This window comes from Sulfophobococcus zilligii (assembly GCF_055398255.1).
On the sequence record NZ_AP042406.1, the window covers coordinates 652,940 to 673,122 of the forward strand.

The window sequence follows — 20,183 nt, forward strand, 5'->3', positions numbered from 1 at the left end:
GTCCACAGAGCATCAATTGGTGGCGAAAGTGAAGTGTTCTATTTGTGGAGGGACGCTTATCTGGGATTATGAGCGTGGAGAAGTAGTTTGTAGTTCTTGTGGGCTAGTTCACTATACACTGACAACACTTGAATGCCAGTATTATAGAGTAAACAATGTAGAAGAAGACTCTATTAGAGAACAACCACGTAGTATTAAACCAATTGTTTCACGAGAATACAGAAAACTACTACGCATATATGAAAAAACAAATAGACTAGTTAAGAGGAAACCATGGCTCGAAGTAGACTATAACAAGATAATCAACGAGAAAAAACACGTACACGCAATAAAATCAAAAGCATCAATTAAAGCAGTTAAAAACATCGAGGAATATGGGTATTGGGACATAGTAAAGAAAGGATTAGAGTTTATTAATAGTGTTAATCCAGCTTTTCTAGCTAGAAGCGAGAGGAGTAAATACGCTCTCGCCTATATGGTTGCAGTAAAACTTGAAACAGGGAGATATCCAAGTAGAGAAGATGTAGTCAAAATATTCAATATTAGTAATACAAGTTATAATAGACTGTGGAGTATAGCCGAGAAAATACTGAAGTCGCCGCAAATCCAACCCTTTAACTCTCAACTCGAAAACAATGCAGTGTTTTCCAGCTAGTTAGAAAAATAAGTATAGAATAATAATTCGATATAGAGATTAAGTATACTAGACGAAATATACAAGTAATTTTACAGCGTGGATTTAAATGGAAAAGCCAGTATTGTCTAAACTATACGTTAGAAACTACAACGAGCTCTACGAGTATTTAAACAATTCATTGAAAAAGATCAAGCCATTAGAAGGCGAAGACTTCAAGTTATTTATGAAGAGGAAAACAACATCGGCATTCCAGGTAATTGAAAGCGAATTAAACAAGCTCCTCGAAGCACTCGTATTGATTCAAAACGCTGGTGACTTCTATAGAGAGCTATTTAAGGTATATACTGGTAGCACTGTAGAAGAATACATAGCCGACGTGAAAAAGAGGATTAAACTAGCTAGAAATATATACAAGTGGGCTCTTCAAGAACTAGGTAGTTTGGATTCAAAGAGAAAGAGAAGAATAGTATTGACTTTTAGAGCTGGTATAGGCAGGCTTTTATCAATATATAAGAGAATGGATAAACGAGTAGTACTAGTTAAAGAATACTTAAAGGAAGTATCTAAAATGCCCGATACAAGGGGAGACTATATTGTCGTCCTCGCCGGGCTTCCACAAGTCGGCAAGTCAACACTACTTTCAAAACTAACTAGTGCAAAACCAGAAATTGGCTCATACCCGTTTACAACGAAAACCCTTATAGCTGGACACCTCGTTGTCGAACCATATGGTAGAATAGTTATTATTGACTCACCGGGTATACTGGATACTCCAATTGAAGAAAAGAATATTATTGAATACAAAGCAATACTTGCACTGAAACACCTAGCAGACCACGTAGTCTACTTATTTGCCTATACACCTAGCTTCTACTATACACTCCAAGAACAATTAAACGTTTATGAATCAGTAAAACGCCTCCTCGGTGATAAACCAGTAACCATAGTCTTCAATAAAGCAGACTTACTCTCGAAAACAGAGTTGGAGGAGTATATGAGAGAAGTTGAAAGTAAAACTGGTTTAAAACCCATACCTATTTCTGCATTAACAGGCTACAATCTAGATGAAATCCGCCAACTACTAGTAAGCTGTCTCAAGGAGAAAAAGAAACACCAGTAATTCTCACTATACCGGGTTTACCTATCTCGCCTTGTACTCCTACGCGGGCACTTGGAATAAAGAGTTTTGCTACTTCTACAGCTGTAGCGAGATGCATTGTTATTCTTGATACACCTGCAATGCTTTCACCTCTAGCTAGAAACATATATGGTATAAGCATATCACCCATGTGTTTATCAAACGCCATTCCTGTTTCATAGTCTTCAATTAGTGATAACGCGGCTTCTTCACCAACTTTCTCTGCTGGTTTACCTTTTTCGCCAAGAGAGTCGCCTCCAAGTCTAACATCCATATCTGTTTCTACGTATACTAGTATTCCGCTTCCAGGGCCTAGATGTGGATCTCTCTCTGGTGGATATGTTTCTATTTCAACTCTCGGCTCTACATTAATGTATTTTCTAAGTATGTTTAATGCTGAATCCGCTTGTCTCTTTGCAACGTGGTGTGGTAGTTTTACAGCGTGGCTTGTAATGAATAGTTTTACTGGTTTACCACGTGAAACCTTGTTTATGGGTGTTAATGGCTGTTTAACGGGGTTTACACGTAGTTCTACTAATCCACCACCTCTAGGGTAGTGTCCACGTCTATGTAGTTTAATATCTACATTTACGCCGAAATGTCTAAGATTATATGTAAATACGTGTATCATGTAGTCTATTGGTGGACTCATTGGTACATTAGTACCTCCTTTAATTGTCACTCTAGAAGAGCAATCGCTAAACAATAGTACTGGTAGTATTGCTTGGATTACGAGAGAGACGCTTCCAGCTGTTCCAATATCAAATGTAAAATCTCCACAGCGTCTTTCAACGGGCTTGAATACTAGTCTCGAACTACCTACGTGCGCACCTTCAACTTCTGCTTTAGTGAGCTCTGCTAGTGCTTTAACAGTTGTTAAATGCTGTGGTCTTAGCCCGGGATTGCTCCTCTTAGCTCTAATATTGTATACTTCTACTGGTTGGAGAAGTAGTGCTGATAGTGCTAGCGAGTATCTTAGTATCTGTCCTCCTCCCTCACCCATACTTCCATCAATACGTAGTATGTTCATCGAAACACAACCTCCTAACTCTTTCTACTCCCTTCATTTCATCTATGTATTCAGATACCGATGGTGGTACTAGTTCACGCCATTCATCGCTACCTCTAGCCATTAACTCTCTTATCCTCGTACCATGATACCTCGTGGGTTCTAGTAGAGTAACCCTCTTGGTTGGTTTACCAAGCCATTCAAACAGGTATAGTGTCTGGGGGTTTCCAGAGGCTACAACGTCTACTTTGGGAGACATTGATAATACGTATGCTGTCCAAGTCAGAGGCATATTTATATCTGGAATAGTTATCATCCAGACCCTTCCAAGAAGCCCGTTTTCTCTTATTACTCTATATATCATTTCCCAGCGCTCTCCAGCTGTAAATGGATTTCGACATGTATACCCTTCTTGCGCGCTTCCAATAGCAACTATTACTTCATCGTACTCGTCGAGTAATTGATTTATAGCTGCCAAGTGTCCTTTGTGAAATGGCTGAAATCTACCGGGGAATAGTGCTCGCTTCAATTACATCCACTCCTACTGTGCTGTTAAGTGGATTGAGTCGAGATTTGATGGTGTTAGTATTTTCTGAGTGTAAGCCCTGATCTCCTTTGACTTCTTTAATAATGATGCGAGTGCATCTATAGCGTTTGGCTCTCCGTGGTTTAAAATAATTGTTTTTGGTTTTGGATTAATATCTCTTGCATATGCTAGTAGTTCGCGTTGATCGCTGTGTCCACTGAAGCCGTCAATGCTTTCTACTTCGAGGTTTACTTTTATAGCTTCTACTTTGTTTTCAACAATTATTGATACTTCTTTCATTCCATCTTTAACCATTCTTCCAAGTGTTCCCTCGGCCTGGTATCCAACGAATACAATTGCGTTTCTCGGGTCTTCTGCTAGTAGTTTAAAGTATTCTACTGCAGGGCCTCCATTCAACATTCCATTAGTTGCAATAATTACTGATGGCCTGTCTTCCACTATGTCCGGCCTTGCAACAGGGCCTTCCAGGATTTTCACGTTGTCTGTTATAAATGGGTTTTCACCATTGTAGATATCCTCTCTAACTTTCTTGCTGAGGTATTCTGGGTATTGTAGATGTACTGCTGTTACCTCGTTTACTAATCCCTCAACGTAGATGTTAATTGGTGGTATTTGTTTTTCTTTTATAGCACTGTTTAATACTAGGAGTATTTCTTGTCCTCTACCAGCTGCGAATACGGGTATTAGTGTTACTCCATTGCGCTCTGCTGTTCTCTTTACAATTTCTATTAATCTAGCTTCTGCTTGCGCTCTTGGTTCTTGCAGGCTGGCTCCATAAGTACTCTCCATTATAAGTGCTTCTACTCTTGGGAATTCTGTGTGTGCTCTACTCAGCAGTCTTGAATCAGCATATTTAAAGTCGCCTGTGTAGACGATATTGTATAATCCCATTCCAATGTGGAGGTGTACTATTCCAGATCCAAGGAGGTGGCCAGCATTGTACATTGTGAGCTTTATATCTGGTGCTACATCTGTTACTTCGTCATAGTCTACTGTTATAGTGTGTGTTAGTGCTGTTAACAAGTCTTTTTCTCCATATGGAATATATCTACCTGATTTCTTTGAGACTTCTAGTAGGTCTTTGAGCATTATAGCCATTAACTCTCTAGTTGGCTTGGTAGTATATACTGGTCCTCTATACCCATACTTGTAGAGTAATGGTACCAGTCCAGCGTGGTCTAGGTGTGCGTGTGTTACTATTACTCCATCTAGCTCGTCTATTCTCAATATATCTATTATTGGATAGGCTTTGAACGGGTCTGAAAACGCGCCAACATTTATTCCAAAGTCTAACAGTATTCTACTCTCTCTTGTTTCAACTAGTATCGCTGATCTACCGACTTCTCTAAACCCGCCGAGGCCGGTTATTCTAACATAGTTGTTTTTATATATTACATCTCTATGTACTCTCTCGCCAAGTGTTCTCAGAAATTCCAGTCTATACTCGCTTTGTTTAATCAAGTAGTTAGTGATTTCTTTGAGTGTTTTTGTCTCGAACGGTGTTGTTCTAAGTGGTACTACTCTCCACCCTGTTTCAGCTAGAAGCATGTTTCGAAAAACGTTGCCCTTGCCAATGATATATCCTGGCTTCTCTGCTTTTACTAATACTTCCCCGCTTGCCTCGTCAAAGTACATTCCATTGGGGTCTATGCCGGCTTCTTTAGGCGAGTATTCAATTATTATTTTCTTGGCTTCTTCTTTGTCGAGTCTTGCATCGGGAGATACTCGTATAACTATTCTCTTTCTAACTTTCTTCGCTATTGTCTGTGCTAGCATCGGGTATTTAACTAGTGCTTTTCTATTTCTAATGTATATTACTATTAATGGACCCTCGAATTCAATATTTGATAGTTCGAGCTCAGCCGGTATTTCCTCCATTATACTCTTCAACAGCATTAGTTTTCCTCTGTCTAGCAACAGTCTTCCTGATGTCAACTATAACCCCTCTCTAGCTTGCAGGATTAAAAGCATTGATAAACAAGACCGATTAAGAGTATGTATTCAACCCTTTTAAAAATAGAGACTACTCGGTTTTCGAGGTTGGAGTGAGAGTTTTCTTTAATTGAATTGTTTTTTCAAGTACTACTCCATCTCTACCAATTACTAGTACGTCAACTCCCTCTCCCGAGAAGCCATCTCTACTCAATGCAGCCGTGACAGCTTTTACTGCTAGGTCTACTGCTGCTTCCAGCGTTAAATCTTCTCTATATCCTGATTCCAACACGCCAAATGCCACGGGGGATCCACTGCCAGTAGCCATGTATTTCTCTCTTGTTACTGTTCCATATAGGTCTAAGTAGTAGAGGCTGGGCCCCTCTTTCTCATCGTAGCCTCCAAGTAGTAGTTGAACAATAAATGGATAGATTCTTAAATACGTTGATAGTATTAGAGAGAGATTTGATGCCATCGCCCTTATACTCATTGGTCTACCAGTAGACAGCTCGTATTCACGTACTATATACCTCATATTGTCTACTAATATCTGAGCGTCTGCTACAAGACCTGAAATAGTCATTGCTGCTCTATCAGTTATTTTAGCTATTTTCTTTACTGCTTTATGGTATACTGCAGGGCCGGCTGTAGCTCTTTTATCAGCTGCTAGAACCACGTAGTCTCTCAGTGTTAATCCAACAGTTGTAGTCTTAGATTCAACATTCATTTCAGTAAACACCAAGTCTAAGTAAGTTACTGTGTTATTGATAACCCTATTTAGACTTAAATACTTATTACTCTACAAAACCATAGAGGGACAATGTGAAAAATAGTGAGTGGTATGAGTAGAATACACGAGATTATTCTACCATTAAAGGTTATTGTTGGTAGTGGAGCACTGAATAGCCTCCCCAGTATACTCAGAGAGTTAAATGATAAAGAAACACTTAGAATAGGCGTAGTCACAGGAGAAAACACGTATACAGCGGGAGGAGTATTCGTCGAGAAAACAGCAAGAGATTTTGGAGAAGTATTTGTTTGGAGAGTAAAAGACTCTAAACTTGAAACAGCTCAGAGAATCGCCGAAGAAGCTAGTAGTAAAAGTATAGATGTTGTTATTGGCGTTGGTGGTGGTAAATCAATAGATATTGCTAAATACACAGGTTTCAAAACAGGAGTACCAGTTATTAGTATACCACTCGCGCCCAGCCACGATGGAATAGCAAGTCCTTTTGCCAGTTTGAAAGGTAGTGATAAACCATATAGTATGAAGACTAGTACTCCATACGCGGTAATAGCTGATACAGATATTATCTCGAAAGCACCAAAGAGACTAATACTATCCGGTATAGGAGACCTACTAGGGAAATTCGTATCTGTAAGAGACTGGCAACTAGCACATAGATTAAAAGGCGAGTATTATGGAGAATACGCTGCTCAACTAGCACTTCTAAGTGCTAAACACGCTCTTAGATACCATGAAGAAATAGCTTCTAGTTCACCAGAAGGAGTGAGAATACTAGTAGAAGCACTTGTAAGTAGTGGTGTTTCAATGTGTATAGCTGGTTCTAGCAGACCGGCGAGTGGAAGCGAGCATTTATTTGCTCATGCACTAGAAATACTAGCTCCTGGAAGAGTACTCCACGGGGAAGCAGTAGCACTCGGCACTATTATAATGCTCTATATTTACGGAGACCCGTTATGGAAGCGTATAAGGAGAGTAATGAGGAAAATAGGGTTGCCGACAACTGCAAGCGAGTTGGGACTGCCACCAGAAATCCTAGTAAAAGCATTGACTATAGCTCCAAGTATTAGACCAGAAAGGTATACTATTCTAGGTGAAAGAGGGGTATCTGAAGAAGCTGCTTTAAAAGTACTTCGTGAAACCAGTGTTATTTAGGAGTTAAAAACGATTTGGTTATTGTGGCTTCTTTATCTCTTCTTGGTATACTAGGGTTTTTACCTGGTCTTTAAACAACTCGAATACGTCAGCTGCTAGTGTTAGTTTGGAGTAGCCTAGGTTTTCACGTGTAATGTATTTACCGGGTATTTTAACTACTAGTTTTCCGTCTCCTTCACTGTATTCTACACTTACTTCATCGCTGGGTATTCCTAGATGTCTAGAAGCTAGGTATTTTGCTTTCTCGTTGAAGTCTTCGAGTTTTCTAACTACTTTTACTTTGTATACTAGTGTTTTACCGGCTAGTGGGTGGTTGAAATCTATTGTTACTCTACCACCACTTATTTGTTTAACAATACCTCTTACTCCTCCTACTTCAACTACGTCTCCAACGCTGACTGTATATCCTCTCCTCTGGAATTCACGTAGACTAAATATTCTTACTTTACTGGGGTCTCTCTCACCGAATGCTTTTTCTGGTGGTAGTTCTATTTCTTTTTCTTCGTTTTCACTTAGTTTTGCTATTTCTTCTTCGACGTAGGCGTTTAACCAGTTCTTTCCAAGTACTATTAGTACTGGTCCATAGATTCTATTTGACTCGTATATGTTTTCTTTTTTCGCTAGTTCTGCATCTGTAGTGTCTATTACTGCATTTGTATCTTTCACTCTAATCGTGTATTCTACGAGCAAAAAGTCTCCTTTGTTAAAGGGCATGAATAATCAACCCTCATCTACGTGTTTTTAACTGTGAGACACAATAGAGATTTAAGCTTAATAAATCTTGATGAAGAATTTGTGTGTAATGTATTTTTTAACCCTTAACTTGTTTAACACGTTTAGGATAGTATAGCTTTAAACTATGATTAAATCAAGTAGGTATATACAAGGTGTTAGATTTGAGTGACACTGCACACAAAATACTAGAAGAAAACGTCGGCAACATAGTATTAATTAAAACAAGAGAGGGTATTTCACTAAGAGGAAAACTAAGAAGCTTCGACCAACACTTAAACATTGTATTAGACGATACAGAAGAAATAAGAAGCGATGGAACAGTGAGAAAACTAGGAACAGTAGTTATTAGAGGAGACAATGTAATACTCATCTCCCCCATAACAGAGTAGAAAGAGGTGGTTGAAACATGGTAAAAGGAACACCAAGCATGGGTAAACATGGAAGAAGCAAAACACACATTAGATGCCGTAGATGTGGAAGACACAGTTTCAACGTTGCAAAAGGATATTGTGCAGCATGTGGTTTTGGACGAAGCAAGAGGATTAGAAGGTATAGTTGGCAAAACAAAAAAGTAAATAGAGTTAGAATTGTTTAAACAAACCCCCTCCAACCAAGACAACAATAGAGTAAACACTATTACCAGGTATAACAAAATTGTTTTCGTAGACTTCAGGTGTCACACTTATGGCTAAATATTTAATTAGAGCTAGAATAGTCGTTGACGGAGTAGTTGAAAAACACGACATTATAGGAGCATTATTCGGGCAGACAGAAGGACTACTTGGAAGCGAATTCGACTTGAGAAATCTACAAGACAAGGGTAGAGTAGGAAGAATAATAGTAAACACGAAAACACAGGGAAACAAGACAATCGGTGAAATCCTAATACCAAGCAATCTCGACAGAATAGAGACAGCACTACTAGCAGCCATGGTTGAAACAGTAGATCGTGTAGGACCATACGACGCCGAAGTAAAAATACAGGATATCCAAGACCTAAGACTCGAGAAAATAAAGAAGATCATTGAGAGAACAGTTGAAATACTCAGATTATGGGGTAAAGAGAAAACACCAGACATTAAAGAAGTCATTAGAAGTATACAAGAATACCTTAAAGCACCAGAACCCGTCTCCTATGGACCAGAAGGCCTGCCAGCAGGCCCCGACGTAGATAAAAGCGATACGATCATAGTAGTAGAGGGTAGAGCAGACGTTATAAACTTATTGAGATACGGGTACACCAATGTAATAGCACTTGGCGGAGCACGCAGAGTACCAGACACTATTAAAAACCTAGCTAGCCAGAAAAAGATCATCCTATTAGTTGATGGAGACCACGGCGGAGACTTAATTATAAAAGAAGTATTGAGGACTATTAGAGTAGACTACATCTCTAGAGCACCACCAAACAGAGAAGTAGAAGACTTAACCGGTAAAGAAATCGAAGAAGCATTGAAAAATGCAAAGTCAACCCTGGAATACCTTGAAGAACAAGTAAAAAGCGGGGTTAAAGAAGCCGAAGAACTACTCCAAACACAGAGAAAACTCCATAAAATACCAGAAGTAGCTAGAGAAGCTGAGACAATTACAATTCCAGAATCAGTAATCAACACTGCTAAAAGCCTTCAGGGAACACTAGAATCCATTATCTACGCACAAGACTGGAGCGAGATAAAGAGAATACCAGTTAGAGACTTGGTAAATGAATTGTCGAATATAGAGCCTGGTAAAGCATACGCTGTTTTAATGGATGGTATAGCTACTCAGAGACTAGTAGATACAGCGGCGAGTAAGAATGTAAAATTGATTATTGCTGCCCGGCTCGGAAAAATCCAGTATAAACCACCCGAAACAACAGTATTGACTTATAACGAGTTGAATCTCTAAGATTGTTTTTTACCAAGGTATTCAAATAATCCTTTTCTACCAGTTGATGCTCGTTTTAACTGTGTTTCTGATACTCCAAAATACTCTAGTATTCTAAGAGTTGCCGGTATTATTTGATGGTCTATATAGTAGTTGTAGTCTATTGTCTTAGGGTCTTTGACAAGTATGTATGGATATGCTCTATCTGAAATAGAACCCGTCCCCTTTAATACCACATATCCTATTTTATCACCAACTTCTACTTTAAACCCCTGGTTGATTAATCTACGAGCAGCTTTTACATGGGGTGCTGTTGCCTCGTATTCTTCTAGTGGTTTTGTAAGTGTCTTCCATATAATGAGTTTTTCTAGTGGTATTTTACCCTGCATTAAATTCGATATTACTGTTCTCACGTATTCAACTGCTTTATCAACACTCCCCTCTTTAAGGAGTATTTCTACAATGTTTTCCTGTACCTCCTTGGCTACTTCAGCCCAATCGCCTCTCACCGCCTCAAATCCTACAATGTCTATTCTACCGTCTTCTAGTAGTCCAGCATATCTCTTCTTGGCTTCTGTAAAGAATACTCTCTTGTATACCTTGTCGACTTTGATTTCAAATCCTAGTTCTCTCTCGACGAGTTCAATAAATATCTTTATTTTCTCTGGATTGTAGGTTACAAAGAGAGAGTCTGTATCTCCATATATGACTTTCAATCCAAGGTTTGAAGCTAAATCAACTGCTTTTCTAATTAATTGCCTACCCCAAGCTGTTACTGCTTCAGCACATGCTTTACAATACCATCGTGCACCAGTCCAACCCATATATCCATATGTTGCATTAGCTAGGATTTTCACTGCTCTCTGTCTCTCGTCTAGTAGTCTATACTCGTAGCTAGTTGGAGGATACTTTTTCATTTCTTCTCTAATACTCTTTCTCAATTGTAGTAGTTTAACTAGTACGTCTTTGAAGAATCCTGGTGGTTCAGCTCTAAAACAATGTCCTACTTCTGGCGCTATATTGTATCCTTCTCCCTCGCATAATTCTCCAACTAGTGTATCTGGACCTACATTGTACTTGATCATGATGCTAGGATACATACTAGTAAAGTCTAGTACAGCTATATCTTCATGTATACCTGGAACTGGTTTAAACACTACTGCACCCTTGTAGGTTTCTACCTCTCTCTCCTCTCTATTGGGGATCAACTCGTTTCTCTTATAGGCCTCATACATTAAAACCCATTCAAGTCTAAAACCAACACTCGCCGCTCCAACCTGGTCTAGTGGAATCCTCGTAATATAGGATAACTGCATAGCAAATGGTAGGAATTTATCTGCCAGCCCCAGTGTGGAGACAACATCGTCTTCATTATACTTTAACAACAACTTCTTTTTCTCGGGGTCTCTCCAGTACTTGGGGAACTCTGTGTAGTCTATTAAAACCCTCTCGTTTCTCTTCATTACACCAAGGTATTCAGCTACTACATCTAAACTCTTCAATTTTATTTCTGAGATTTCTTCTGCGTAATTGTATAAATCAACGCTTAGTCTACCGGGTATAGATATGTGTCCATAAGTACTAGTAGTGGGGAGTGCGCCGATTCTTCTCCCAATATCAAATCTAATTCCGAGTACACGTGTTCTCTCGAGTAGATAGGGCCAGTCAAACGAGTTGCTATTGTAGCCGAGTATAATGTCTGGATCATATTTTAATACGTAGTCTACAAACTCGGCTATAGCGTTTCTATCGTCTAGTCCACTAGCAGTAAACTGTTTTACACCCCCGCCTGGAACACCAACTCCAATTATTATAACTGGGTCTCTACTTGGCTTTGGAGAACCGTGTTCACTGTAAACCTCTATGTCAACAGCCATTAACCTTAAATCTCTGGGTGGTGTTGAGTCTTCAAGCGATTCTTATCTCTCCAACAACCTCGTATTCACTATCTACTCTAAAAGACTTCGTCGACGGGGATTCTCTAACTCTAACTATGTGCCAACCACACGGCCTCAGTTCTTTGTCTAGAATATACCTCATACTAAACCGTATATCTGCCTCGACGACTTCTTCTACTCCTCTAATCGACTTTACTTTGTCTCTATAGCGTCTAACGTATTCTGGTATAACAGTAGTTATTTTCAATGCCTTGACTGGTCTACCATAATACTTCTTGTATACTTGTTCAACACTAGTAATTGGAGAATTGGGTTCTGAGAGAGCTTTAATTTTTGATACTAGTAGAGTAGGGTCTACATCGTCACTAATTATTGCGTAGAAATATGGTCTAAAAGACTTGTCGCGGAGAACTATTCTCCGTCCATCTCTGGATACTCCATACATTATAATATGGGGTTCTCCACCAACAACCTCATATGTTACATCTAGTAAGTAGAATTCGATTTCACTCATGGGTTTAATCCTCAAACAATTAATATTGTTTAAACAGGAATAAAGATTAATCAATAGTTAAAACCAATAGTTGATGTTGAAGCTGGGATAATGAAGATACTGGGAGAAGACTTAAAACACGGTGTAATACAAGTACAAGTTGAAACACTCGACGATTTATGGATACTCTACAATGTCTTGAGAGAGGGAGATATAGTATACGCTAAAACAACACGTGAAGTAAAAGTTGGAGATGGATCAGAGGGCTCACGTATACCAATGATACTGGGAGTAAAAGTGAAAAAAATAGAATTCCAAGAATTCACCAATAAAATAAGAATATCGGGTATTGTTGTAGAAGGCCCCGAGAAATTCGGTGTACAAGGTAAACACCACACATTGAGTATTGGTGTTGGAGATGTATTGAGTATCGTCAAAGAAGAATGGAGTAAAATAGAAGTAGACCTACTCAAACGCCAGACAACAAAGAATAGAGTACTCGTTGTATCAATAGACTTCGACGAGGTCTGCATAGGGCTAGTAGCAGAACAGGGAGTTAAACACATATGGGAGTCTAGTGTAAACCTACCAAGCAAGCATTACGCAGTAGACCATGAATCAATAATTAAAACATATCTCAAACAAGTAGTTGAAGTAGTAGTTCAAACACTGAAAAACGAAGATGTTAATGCAGTAGTTATCGTAGGGCCCGGCGAAATAAAAAACCAGTTGAAAACCCTAATCGGGGAAAACACTAAACTCCCATTGTATACAGATACAACGTCTACTGGTGGATGTAAGGGTATATCCGAGGCTTTGAATAGAGATTTATTCAAGAATATAATGGGAGAGTTGAGTCTAGTAAAAGCCACTAGTATACTCAACGAGTTTAAAGAACTACTAGTTAAAGACCATGAATTAGTAGCTTATGGAGTAGAAGAAGTAAGAAGTGCCGCTCTAATAGGAGCAGTAGAGAAACTACTAGTACTAGACGAACTACTCCGCACACCAGACGACGAACTAAGAAACACTGTGTATGAAACACTGAGAAATGCTTATGATAGAAAAGCAGATGTAGTAATAGTACCATCAAAAACAGATATTGGCGGTGAACTAGCTGGTTTTGGAGGAATAGTTGCAATACTTAGATTTAAAGTCTTTAAACCAGAATAGTCTTTAACAACAGGGTTTTCTACGACTCCAAAATGCGTAGAGTGACTATGATTCTTCTTCGAGTATTCTCCTCATTAATGGTTTTTCTCTTAATAGTCTTTCAAATCCTTCTTCAAAGCTTTCACCTGGTGCTAACGGTATTTTCGCGAATATACCTGTTCTTCCAACTTGATCTCTCTTTGATAACACCTCTACTCTTTCTTTAACGATGTCGACACTTACCTCGAGAGTTTTAGCTACATAGTCTTCGTATCCTATAACTGGTGTTTCAATGTGTCCTTTCTCGGTTGGTATTATTAAAACAAGGTTTTTGTTTACTCCTGGTACTCTCTTGTCTAATAATAGTCCCTGGTAGTCTATTACTCCACTATACTTGAAGAACTCTAGTTCTCTTGGTTTAAACTCAACTAGTGGAAAACTAATAGATATTCTCTCCTCGGCGTCTAGATATATAATACCCTTTGGCGTCGTGGTTGGTGTTGCAGCTACTATATACCTCGAATAATATTTAAATCCAGCTTTCTCTAGTGCTAGTTCTACCAGGTATCCTGGTAGCTTGACGGGGATAACTATGTCTATATCGCTTTTCTCCCGGACATCTCCTCTAGCTATACTACCATGCAACCACAATGTAAAACCCTGACGTGCAAGAGGCTCCATTATACTCCTAGCTTTACTCCGTAATTCTCTAAGTAGCCTCCAATGCTCTGGTGTATACTCTACTTCGCGGAATTCAGGTGTACTTCTAACCCTCGTTCTAGTCAACACAAACCACTCAATCAAAACCCACTTATTTAATTACACCCTTAAACATATACGTAGAAAAAGATGTTTATACAGGGGGTGAAAGTGGATATACCGGTATACATAGTATACTTTATAGGAGCATGGATTCTCGTAAATACTTTATACATAGTGTTAAAAAAGATTGTTCGTAGCGAGAAGACAAGTATTGAACTACAATACTACACTATACTCCTAGTGAAAAAGAAGTATGAGGGTATAAGCTCGACTAGTAGTGGAGTATTACCCTATGTGTGTATAGCGCTATTTATAATAGCGTTATTCTTCGCTATTCAAAGCTTAGCAAGCCTTATTTATACTGGTTTATTCAAGGGTTCTCGTGAAGTAGTAATTCTACTACCAGGATTGAATATCACTGGAAACGACTTACTCTATTTTGCAATAGCTGTTGGAGTAGGAGTAGTACTACACGAATACATGCACGCTAAAATAGCTTTGAAAACAGGTATACCCGTTAAATCATACGGGTTTATACTAGCACTCATACTACCAGCTGCCTTCGTAGAAATAGATGAAAAAATCTTCGCCGAAGCATCTAAAAAAGTAAAAACAGCTATACTCGCCGCGGGTGTTGCAGTAAACCTAGTAGTTGCACTACTAGCACTTGGAATACTACAATTCACTGTTTCACCAAGTGGTTTTATAATAAGAGAAGTAGAACAAGAAACACCAGCTAGTAGAGCCGGGTTGAAACCAGGTGATGTAGTATATGAAATAAATGGTTCACCAGCAAATCTAACAGCGCTTAGAGAAATAATGTCTCGAAACGAATCACTAACAATCGAGCTACTAGTGTATAGACCCGGCTCTGGCTACAAAAATATTACAGTGTGGAAAAACCCCGTAGAAGACAAACTGGGAGTAATACTAGAGCCAATAGCACCGTCAAGAAACTTATTGAATATAATAGACCCATTCATCTTTCTAGGCCTGGTAAGACTACTCCTATGGATCCACATTGTAAACTATAGTCTGGTATTCATTAATACACTACCATTATTTATAACAGATGGTGGTAGAATAGTTATAGAAGTCGCTGGGAAGAAAGTAGGAAGCATAGTAAACAGTATTACACTAGCACTCCTAGCACTTGCATTACTACTAAGCGCTAGGATATAAACGCCCACGGGCAGAGCTCCACGCGGGGTGTATACAAACCCACCAGAGCCATCCCACGCCGGCTCCCTCCGGTGACCCATGAACGCTGGCGTCCGGGATTAGGTTGCTCCCTTCCGGGCCTGGCCTGGTTCTCCCGGCTAAGGCGGTTCACCCCCTCTCTCCAGAGGGGGCTCCGCCTCCGCCAGCCCCATGGGGCGGAGTTCATTGCCTATGCGTGGGGGATGGTGGGTTTGTATACACCCCGCGTGGTTGTCTGCCCCGGTGGGCCGGGACCTACCCCTGCCCGTGGGCATTTATTATTATTGCTTCTTTGTCTTTAATAGGTTTTTACCTATAGTGTTTTTAGTCCTGAGCCTGTTAGGACTATTAGTGTTTTCGACCCGCTTGGTATTTTATTCATTATTTTCTTGTATCCAGCGTATGTGGCTGCTGATGTCGGTTCTACTAGGAATCCCTGTTCCCATAGTTCACTGTGTGCTCTAGTTATTTCTGTGTTTCCTACTAGTACTACTTCTCCACTTGTTGATTTTACTGCTTCTACTATTTCTCTTGTTCTCGGTGGATTTGGTACGAGTATGCCGTCTGCGAGGTTTGATTCTTCGCCTTTTTCTTCGGTACCGTAGAGTTCTCTGTATACTGGTTGACAGCTATATCCCTGAACACCTATAATTCTAGGCATTCTATTTATCAATCCACACTCTTTTAGCTTCTTGAAACCATAGTGTACGCCTAGGAGTAGTCCTCCCGAGCCAACTGGTACTATAACTACGTCTGGAACTCCCTGTTCCTCGAATACCTCATATGCTATTGTAGCATGTCCAATTGGATATAAGTGGTTCCATATGTGTCCGACATAGTATACGCCTGGTTCACTCATAAACCGTGTAACTAGTTGTGTAGCAGTGGCTCTAGATTCTGCTTCTACGAGTCTACCACCTAGTTTTAAAACAGCTTTTTTCTTTCCTTGTGGAGCAGTAGTAGGCATTACTATTATTGGTTCTAGCCCGTATAGTTTAGAGTATAGTGTTACACTTATACCAGTATTTCCACTTGTATCTACAAGTGTCTTTTTAAATCCTAGTTTATAGCCATAAGCTATTGCGAGAGCAGTACCTCTATCTTTAAAACTACCACCTGGATTGAGATAGTCTAGTTTAAAGAGTACTCTGTGTTCACCTATTTTCTCTTCTACAAGTGGTGTTAATCCTTCACCTCTATATTTTCCTGGTTTAAATGGTATAAACCCTCTATACCTCTCCCACACGTTTTTCGACTCTACTATTTCACATGTTGACTCATAGTCTAGTATTAGTGGACTACTACACCTAGGACACTTCCAGTAGTATTCAACACTCGCATCTACTTCAAACCCGCAGTTTAAACACTTCCACTTCAATTTAAATCAACCAATAAATTATCTATTGTTTAAACAAGTAATTAAATTATTCTTTATAAGTTCGAACTGCGCTCTCTATACATAGGTGAAATATTGAATAAATCATATACATACATACTACTCTCCATCCTACTACTATCTCTACTAGCTATTAACGGGTTGAATATAGTAACCAATATTATAGAAGCTAGTACAGAAAAAATCTATGTAGCGTTTGTCTGGCATTATCACCAGCCATGGTATTACAGTGCAGATGAATCCCACCTCGTACTACCATGGGTTAGAATGCAAAGTGTTGGAAACTACTATAAAATGGCTTATATTCTAAGCAAGTATCCAGATGTAAAAGCAACATTTACCTTCTCGGGATCCCTACTAGAGCAAATAATAGACATGGCTGAAAACGGGAGAATGGATAAGAGACAGATAATATCGTGGAAAATCGCTAATGGAACAATAACAAAAGACGACGTATTTGAAATGCTTAGAATTCCAGGGGGCTTCTTCGATGTAAACTGGGCGAGAATAATCAATAGATCTCCTAGATATAGTTCTCTAAGAGACCTAGTACAGAGATTAATAAGTGACTGTGGTAGAACAGCTAAGACTGAATTAGAGTATAAAGAATGCATTGTAAACGGGTTTACCCAGGGTAATCTACTAGGACAAAACACTATTGATTTAGCAGTATTATTCAACTTAATGTGGATTGACCCACAAGTAGCCAGGGAGAAATACCCTGAAATATATAGTATGCAGGAAAAAGCCTATACACAGAGCAATCCTGGATTTACAATAGAAGACCTGGTTAAAGTATTAAGAGTACACGAAGACATAGTGAAAAACATTATTCCAATATATAGAGAACTAGCAAGCAAAGGACAAGTCGAAGTCATACCCGTACCATACAGCCACCCACTAGCCCCACTAATAGTAGACTTTGGCTTCTCAGACGACCTAGAAGTACACGTAAAATTCAGTATTGAACTCTTCAAGTCAAAACTAGGTGTTACACCACACGGTGTATGGCCGGCCGAGCAAGCAGTAAACGAATATGTCGTAAGAGCTTTTAGAAGAGCTGGTATCACCTGGACTATAACAGACGAGTCAATACTTGGAGCTACTGGTGTAAACACTGATGACATTGAAAACCTCGGTATACCATGGTATATAGACTTCCCAGAGGGCAGAATATACATTGTATTCCGCGATACAGAAGTAAGCAACTTGATTAGTTTTCAATATAGTAACTGGGATCAAGACCAAGCCGTAAACGACCTCGTAGATAAAATACTAGGCATAGCCAAGGGCGCCAAGGGGCCTAGACTAGTAGTTATAGCACTAGATGGTGAAAACCCATGGGAAAACTACCCTGAATTCGGAGATGTATTCCTCAACAAGCTATACTCTAGACTCAGCGAGCTACAAAAACAAGGTGTAATCGAGACTATTACACCGGGAGAATTTATCTCTAGATTCCCGAATGTAGCGAGAGAACTACCATCAAATCAATACAAATACCTAGACTTACAGGGTAGAGATATTGCTGATCTACCAGAGAATAGTTATGGAGACGCCTACTCAGACCTACCACGTAAAACAATACAGGCTAGACTACCAGAGGGTTCTTGGGGTGGTGGAGAAGTAGCTATTTGGATTGGACATAGACAAGAAAACACTGCCTGGATGTGGCTTGTAAAAACAAGAGAAGACGTTTTCAAGAAGCTAGGTGTATCATCATTCAATGAACTCTACGATAAACACCCCGTAATAGCAAAATATATTATGAAGGCAGAAGCAAGCGATTGGTGGTGGTGGTATGGTGGAGATGGAGGAGGATCGCCAGCAACATTCGACCCATTATTCAAGGCATATTTAGCTAGGGCATATGAACTCGCCGGCCTCACCCCGCCAGAATACCTATTAGTCTCTGCTTATCCAGATGGAACACCAATAGGTACACTCAACCAGAACGCTCCGAGACTGTTAGATAAACAACTAACAGTTGACGGCTCACTGGAAGCTACATGGTCAACACTTGTAAATGAGGGTAAAGCACTACAAGTAGTAGTAGGCGAGAAACTACCAGTAGTCTACGTAGCACTTGATTCAAACAACCTCTACTTCGCGTTTAATTTAAGACAACTACTCTATCAAACACTAAAATAGCAGTTTACTTTGCAACACCAGTTGTTAAAATGACACCGTATAATCCAGAATACAATGTATACCCAAGAAACAGTAGAATAGACCTCGGTATACACCTAGCTAGAGAACTATTAATAGATCCAGTAGCTAAAACAGCAGTTATCTCGAAGGCCGAGGGAAGAGGAGGATGGATTAAAACCAGAGACGTCAAAGAACTAGCTATTGGAGGAAGTAGTGGAAACTACATAATTGAATTATCAACCAGCATTAAAGACCTAGACTTGGCAACCGGCCAACTAGCATTCTTTGCAATAGTATTATATAGCAGTAACGAGCTAGTAGAGTATTCATCTAGACTTGGACTAGCATACATGCTCTCTATACCAATACCACCACCCGAAACAACTAGTGGAGGAGTATTAATGGATATTGCAGACCCAGAGGGAGACGATGATGGTGCAGGCGGCTATGGCTATCCATCAAACCCAGCATTCCAACCAGGAGTATTCGATTTATTGAGGTTTACTATGATAGACCAGGGAGACAAGTTAATGCTTAGATTTGTATTTAAGAATCTAGGTGGCAATCCATGGGGCGGGCCAAACGGCTGGAGCCTCCAGCAAATACACGTCTATGTAAAGACAACTATGCCAGCTACGGGCAAGAAAGACACGTTTGGACTTGGAGTAGAAATAGCACATGGATGGCATATGGCTCTACTAGTAGCTCCTGGCTGGGGCACAGACCCGCTACCACAAGGCGAGAAAACAGCACTATACTACTATGATAAAGACACGCCATTAGTACAAAACGGCGTGTTAAAGGCCTACGCTGATCAATCCACGAATTCAATAATAGTAGAGGTTTCAAAACAAGTATTATACGATGTTGAAAACGCTGGTAAATGGGTCATAGCAGTACTAGTTACTAGTCATGATGGATACGGTGAGAATAAAATAAGATCATTTACTATTGGTGGCGGTGAGTGGCAAGTAAACGTGCCAGCGGAATACTCACTTGCCATACTAAACGGTGTACTACCAAAAGTACTAGATGTACTCGCCCCCACGAAACAAGACCAGTATAGTATGCTCCGCTCGTTCAACATAGATGAGAAAACACCTGCTCAAATATATGGAGTTGTCTATATGATTACAATATACAAACCAGTACTCACACCCGTTATAACAACAACGATTACGTCAACAACAACTATTACAGAAACAATTGAATCGACAAAGACTGTTACAGAGACTACGAGTCAACCAGTAACTATAAGAGAAGTTGACACAGCTACATCAATAGGTATTGGAATAGTAATGTTGATAATTGGCTTCTCTACTGGATACCTATTTGTTAAAAAAGCTAGTAGGAAGTAATAGGTGTTT

The 20,183-nt window shown here is 39.6% G+C and carries 17 protein-coding genes, 1 other RNA gene and 1 pseudogene; 10 read left to right on the forward strand and 9 right to left on the reverse strand.

Annotated elements, in window-relative coordinates; all coding sequences use genetic code 11:
* Window positions 1-28 precede the first annotated feature (28 nt).
* Window positions 29-655 (forward strand): TFIIB-type zinc ribbon-containing protein, encoded by a 627-nt coding sequence (locus tag ACZ5YP_RS03570; RefSeq protein WP_464835882.1) that lies wholly within the window; start codon window positions 29-31, stop codon window positions 653-655.
* Window positions 656-743: 88 nt separating this feature from the next.
* On the forward strand, window positions 744-1,757 hold the full coding sequence (locus ACZ5YP_RS03575) for a GTPase (protein ID WP_464835883.1): 1,014 nt from the start codon (window positions 744-746) through the stop codon (window positions 1,755-1,757).
* On the opposite strand, the gene rtcA is transcribed toward ACZ5YP_RS03575, so the two are convergent.
* From rtcA to psmB, 4 genes are all read right to left on the reverse strand, one after another.
* A complete protein-coding gene (gene rtcA / locus ACZ5YP_RS03580) occupies window positions 1,732-2,805 on the reverse strand; it encodes an RNA 3'-terminal phosphate cyclase (RefSeq protein WP_464835884.1) in 1,074 nt (357 codons plus the stop codon). The genes ACZ5YP_RS03575 and rtcA overlap by 26 nt on opposite strands.
* Window positions 2,786-3,313 (reverse strand): nicotinamide-nucleotide adenylyltransferase, encoded by a 528-nt coding sequence (locus ACZ5YP_RS03585; protein ID WP_464835885.1) that lies wholly within the window; start codon window positions 3,311-3,313, stop codon window positions 2,786-2,788. Before ACZ5YP_RS03585 ends, rtcA begins: the two co-directional genes overlap by 20 nt.
* Window positions 3,314-3,325: 12 nt before the next feature.
* Entirely contained in the window at window positions 3,326-5,227 is a 1,902-nt protein-coding gene (locus ACZ5YP_RS03590) for a beta-CASP ribonuclease aCPSF1 (protein ID WP_464835942.1), read from the reverse strand.
* Window positions 5,228-5,354: 127 nt separating this feature from the next.
* Window positions 5,355-5,990, reverse strand: coding sequence for an archaeal proteasome endopeptidase complex subunit beta (gene psmB / locus ACZ5YP_RS03595; protein ID WP_464835886.1), 636 nt, complete (start codon window positions 5,988-5,990; stop codon window positions 5,355-5,357).
* A 114-nt stretch (window positions 5,991-6,104) separates the two neighbouring features.
* Between psmB and ACZ5YP_RS03600 the strand changes: the two genes are divergently transcribed.
* Complete coding sequence (locus tag ACZ5YP_RS03600; RefSeq protein ID WP_464835887.1) at window positions 6,105-7,163, forward strand: NAD(P)-dependent glycerol-1-phosphate dehydrogenase; 1,059 nt, start codon at window positions 6,105-6,107, stop codon at window positions 7,161-7,163.
* 18 nt (window positions 7,164-7,181) lie between these two features.
* Here ACZ5YP_RS03600 and ACZ5YP_RS03605 read toward each other — a convergent pair whose 3' ends face one another.
* Window positions 7,182-7,877, reverse strand: coding sequence for an FKBP-type peptidyl-prolyl cis-trans isomerase (locus tag ACZ5YP_RS03605; protein WP_464835888.1), 696 nt, complete (start codon window positions 7,875-7,877; stop codon window positions 7,182-7,184).
* Between the two features lie 182 nt (window positions 7,878-8,059).
* Here ACZ5YP_RS03605 and ACZ5YP_RS03610 point away from each other — a divergent pair, with 182 nt between their 5' ends.
* From ACZ5YP_RS03610 to dnaG, 3 genes are all read left to right on the forward strand, one after another.
* Entirely contained in the window at window positions 8,060-8,287 is a 228-nt protein-coding gene (locus ACZ5YP_RS03610; protein ID WP_464835889.1) for an LSM domain-containing protein, read from the forward strand.
* 17 nt (window positions 8,288-8,304) lie between these two features.
* The gene (locus ACZ5YP_RS03615) at window positions 8,305-8,493 is read left to right on the forward strand and encodes a 50S ribosomal protein L37e (protein ID WP_464835890.1); all 189 of its coding nucleotides are present in this window, start codon (window positions 8,305-8,307) and stop codon (window positions 8,491-8,493) included.
* 89 nt (window positions 8,494-8,582) lie between these two features.
* A complete protein-coding gene (dnaG, locus tag ACZ5YP_RS03620; protein WP_464835891.1) occupies window positions 8,583-9,785 on the forward strand; it encodes a DNA primase DnaG in 1,203 nt (400 codons plus the stop codon).
* On the opposite strand, the pseudogene ACZ5YP_RS03625 reads toward dnaG, so the two are convergent.
* A pseudogene (locus ACZ5YP_RS03625) lies at window positions 9,782-12,176 on the reverse strand (DNA-directed DNA polymerase). The gene dnaG and the pseudogene ACZ5YP_RS03625 sit on opposite strands and share 4 nt — an antisense overlap.
* A 90-nt stretch (window positions 12,177-12,266) precedes the next feature.
* Here ACZ5YP_RS03625 and ACZ5YP_RS03630 point away from each other — a divergent pair.
* Window positions 12,267-13,328, forward strand: a complete 1,062-nt coding sequence (locus ACZ5YP_RS03630; protein WP_464835892.1) for an mRNA surveillance protein pelota — start codon at window positions 12,267-12,269, stop codon at window positions 13,326-13,328.
* Window positions 13,329-13,373: 45 nt separating this feature from the next.
* On the opposite strand, the gene ACZ5YP_RS03635 is transcribed toward ACZ5YP_RS03630, so the two are convergent.
* Window positions 13,374-14,096 carry a nucleotidyltransferase domain-containing protein gene (locus ACZ5YP_RS03635; RefSeq protein WP_464835943.1) on the reverse strand — a complete coding sequence of 241 codons (723 nt, stop codon included), beginning with the start codon at window positions 14,094-14,096 and terminating at the stop codon, window positions 13,374-13,376.
* A gap of 81 nt (window positions 14,097-14,177) precedes the next feature.
* On the opposite strand from ACZ5YP_RS03635, the gene ACZ5YP_RS03640 reads away from it, so the two are divergent.
* Window positions 14,178-15,251, forward strand: a complete 1,074-nt coding sequence (locus ACZ5YP_RS03640) for a site-2 protease family protein (RefSeq protein ID WP_464835893.1) — start codon at window positions 14,178-14,180, stop codon at window positions 15,249-15,251.
* A gap of 9 nt (window positions 15,252-15,260) precedes the next feature.
* Here the strand turns inward: ACZ5YP_RS03640 and ffs are convergent.
* Window positions 15,261-15,535: signal recognition particle sRNA (gene ffs, locus ACZ5YP_RS03645), an RNA gene on the reverse strand.
* A 47-nt stretch (window positions 15,536-15,582) separates the two neighbouring features.
* Entirely contained in the window at window positions 15,583-16,647 is a 1,065-nt protein-coding gene (locus tag ACZ5YP_RS03650) for a pyridoxal-phosphate dependent enzyme (RefSeq protein WP_464835894.1), read from the reverse strand.
* A gap of 93 nt (window positions 16,648-16,740) precedes the next feature.
* Here ACZ5YP_RS03650 and ACZ5YP_RS03655 point away from each other — a divergent pair, with 93 nt between their 5' ends.
* On the forward strand, window positions 16,741-18,816 hold the full coding sequence (locus tag ACZ5YP_RS03655) for a glycoside hydrolase family 57 protein (RefSeq protein WP_464835895.1): 2,076 nt from the start codon (window positions 16,741-16,743) through the stop codon (window positions 18,814-18,816).
* 29 nt (window positions 18,817-18,845) lie between these two features.
* On the forward strand, window positions 18,846-20,174 hold the full coding sequence (locus tag ACZ5YP_RS03660; protein WP_464835896.1) for a glucodextranase DOMON-like domain-containing protein: 1,329 nt from the start codon (window positions 18,846-18,848) through the stop codon (window positions 20,172-20,174).
* The last annotated feature ends 9 nt before the right edge of the window (window positions 20,175-20,183 follow it).